General features: G+C 55.4%; 1 tRNA gene and 2 rRNA genes (1 of these 3 only partly in view). All 3 read left to right on the top strand.

Features of this window, described 5'->3' with window-relative positions:
- Positions 1–2716: ribosomal RNA gene (locus M511_RS18665) — 23S ribosomal RNA — on the top strand (it extends 130 nt beyond the left edge of the window).
- Positions 2717–2821: 105 nt separating this feature from the next.
- Positions 2822–2936 (top strand): 5S ribosomal RNA (gene rrf, locus M511_RS18670).
- A 33-nt stretch (positions 2937–2969) separates the two neighbouring features.
- A tRNA-Met gene (locus M511_RS18675) sits at positions 2970–3046 on the top strand.

Below are 3046 nucleotides of genomic sequence, written 5' to 3' on the forward strand. Positions count from 1 at the left end.
ACCTGAATGCTTGCTGTTGTCTGCTATGCAGTCAACAGCAGGTATAATCAGGTACTCTTAATCTGAATACATAGGGTTTTGAGAGCGAACCCGGGGAACTGAAACATCTAAGTACCCGGAGGAAAGGAAATCAACAGATACTCCCCTAGTAGTGGCGAGCGAACGGGGACCAGCCGAGCCGTGAGAATGACCAGAATGGCCTGGAAAGGCCAGCCATAGCGGGTGACAGCCCCGTATGGGAAGTTTGAGCGGACGTATTAAGTAGGGCGGGACACGTGAAATCCTGTCTGAAGATCGGGGGACCACCCTCGAAGGCTAAGTACTCCTTGCTGACCGATAGCGAACCAGTACCGTGAGGGAAAGGTGAAAAGCACCCCGACGAGGGGAGTGAAACAGTTTCTGAAACCGGACGCCTACAAGCAGTCGGAGGGGCCTCGAGCCCTGACGGCGTACCTTTTGTATAATGGGTCAACGACTTGGTCTGTCTGGCAAGCTTAAGCCGTTAGGTGTAGGCGCAGCGAAAGCGAGTCTTAAAAGGGCGCTTCAGTCAGACGGATCAGACCCGAAACCAGATGATCTAGGCATGAGCAGGCTGAAGGTTGGGTAACACCAACTGGAGGGCCGAACCCACACCTGTTGAAAAAGGTCGGGATGACTTGTGCCTAGGGGTGAAAGGCCAATCAAATCTGGAGATAGCTGGTTCTCCGCGAAAGCTATTTAGGTAGCGCGTCAGACGAATTCTCCCGGGGGTAGAGCACTGCATGGATGATGGGGGCCCACAGCCTTACTGAGTCTAAGCAAACTCCGAATACCGGGAAGAACTATCTGGCAGACACACGGCGGGTGCTAACGTCCGTCGTGGAGAGGGAAACAACCCTGACCAACAGCTAAGGCCCCCAATTCGTGGCTAAGTGGGAAAGCATGTGAGACTTCCAAAACAACCAGGAGGTTGGCTTAGAAGCAGCCATCCTTTAAAGATAGCGTAACAGCTCACTGGTCTAGTCAAGAGGTCTTGCGGCGAAGATGTAACGGGGCTCAAGCCACGAGCCGAAGCTTTGGGTGCACCTTATGGTGCGCGGTAGCGGAGCGTTCCGTGATATAAGCTCTTGCCTCTTCTGACCTGTCCCCCTCGCAAGAGGGTGGGTCAGCGGAGGCGCGAGCTTTACTGTGAAGCCGGGGCGTAAGCCATCCGGTGGAGTGATCGGAAGTGAGAATGTTGACATGAGTAGCGACAAACAGGGTGAGAGACCCTGTCGCCGAAAGTCCAAGGGTTCCTGCTTAAAGCTAATCTGAGCAGGGTAAGCCGGCCCCTAAGGCGAGGCCGAAAGGCGTAGTCGATGGGAACCAGGTTAATATTCCTGGGCCAGGAGATGGTGACGGATCGCAAGTGTTGTTCGGCCTTATCGGATTGGCCGGGCAGCTGAGCGGTCCCTGGAAACAGCCCTCCATCAGACCGTACCCTAAACCGACACAGGTGGACTGGTAGAGAATACCAAGGCGCTTGAGAGAACCACGTTTAAGGAACTCGGCAAAATACCTCCGTAAGTTCGCGAGAAGGAGGCCCCGTCAGCAGGCAACTGCCGGCGGGGGGCACAAACCAGGGGGTGGCGACTGTTTACTAAAAACACAGGGCTCTGCGAAGCCGTAAGGCGACGTATAGGGTCTGACGCCTGCCCGGTGCCGGAAGGTTAAAAGGAGAGGTGCAAGCCTTGAATTGAAGCCCCGGTAAACGGCGGCCGTAACTATAACGGTCCTAAGGTAGCGAAATTCCTTGTCGGGTAAGTTCCGACCTGCACGAATGGCGTAACGACTTCCCCGCTGTCTCAAACGTGGACTCAGCGAAATTGAATTGTCTGTGAAGATGCAGACTTCCCGCGGTTAGACGGAAAGACCCCATGCACCTTTACTATAGCTTCGCACTGGCATCAGGATTGTGATGTGCAGGATAGGTGGTAGGCGCTGAAACCGGGACGCCAGTTCCGGTGGAGCCTCCCTTGAGATACCACCCTTCGCACTCTTGATGTCTAACCGCGGCCCGTTATCCGGGTCCGGGACCCTGCGTGGTGGGTAGTTTGACTGGGGCGGTCGCCTCCCAAAAAGTAACGGAGGCGCGCGAAGGTTGGCTCAGAGCGGTCGGAAATCGCTCGTCGAGTGCAATGGCAGAAGCCAGCCTGACTGCAAGACTGACAAGTCGAGCAGAGACGAAAGTCGGCCATAGTGATCCGGTGGTCCCGAGTGGAAGGGCCATCGCTCAACGGATAAAAGGTACGCTGGGGATAACAGGCTGATGATGCCCAAGAGTCCATATCGACGGCATCGTTTGGCACCTCGATGTCGGCTCATCTCATCCTGGGGCTGGAGCAGGTCCCAAGGGTATGGCTGTTCGCCATTTAAAGAGGTACGTGAGCTGGGTTTAGAACGTCGTGAGACAGTTCGGTCCCTATCTGCCGTGGGTGTAGGATACTTGAGAGGAGTTGCCCCTAGTACGAGAGGACCGGGGTGAACGTTCCACTGGTGGACCTGTTGTGGCGCCAGCCGCAGTGCAGGGTAGCTATGAACGGAAAGGATAAACGCTGAAGGCATCTAAGCGTGAAGCCCCCCTCAAAACAAGGTATCCCTTGAGAGCCGTGGAAGACCACCACGTCGATAGGCCGGAGATGTAAGCGCAGCAATGCGTTCAGTTGACCGGTACTAATCGCTCGATTGGCTTGATTTGATCCGGAAGAAGACAGACCAGAAAAAAATATCTGCACGTCAGCTTCCAAAAAGCATCCTTGGACAACCAACCCGAATGGGTCACGCCGATACGCTCCTTTCCCGGTCTGGTGGCTTTAGCACGAGCGAAACACCCGATCCCATCCCGAACTCGGCAGTTAAGCGCCGTAGCGCCAATGGTACTGCGTCAAAAGACGTGGGAGAGTAGGTCACCGCCAGACCTGGAAAGAAGCGTAACTCTCTCAACAAACTACCGCGGGGTAGAGCAGCCCGGTAGCTCGTCAGGCTCATAACCTGAAGGTCGCAGGTTCAAATCCTGCCCCCGCAACCA

The organism is Paracoccus sp. J56 (assembly GCF_019633685.1).
Taxonomy (GTDB): Bacteria; Pseudomonadota; Alphaproteobacteria; order Rhodobacterales; family Rhodobacteraceae; genus Paracoccus; species Paracoccus kondratievae.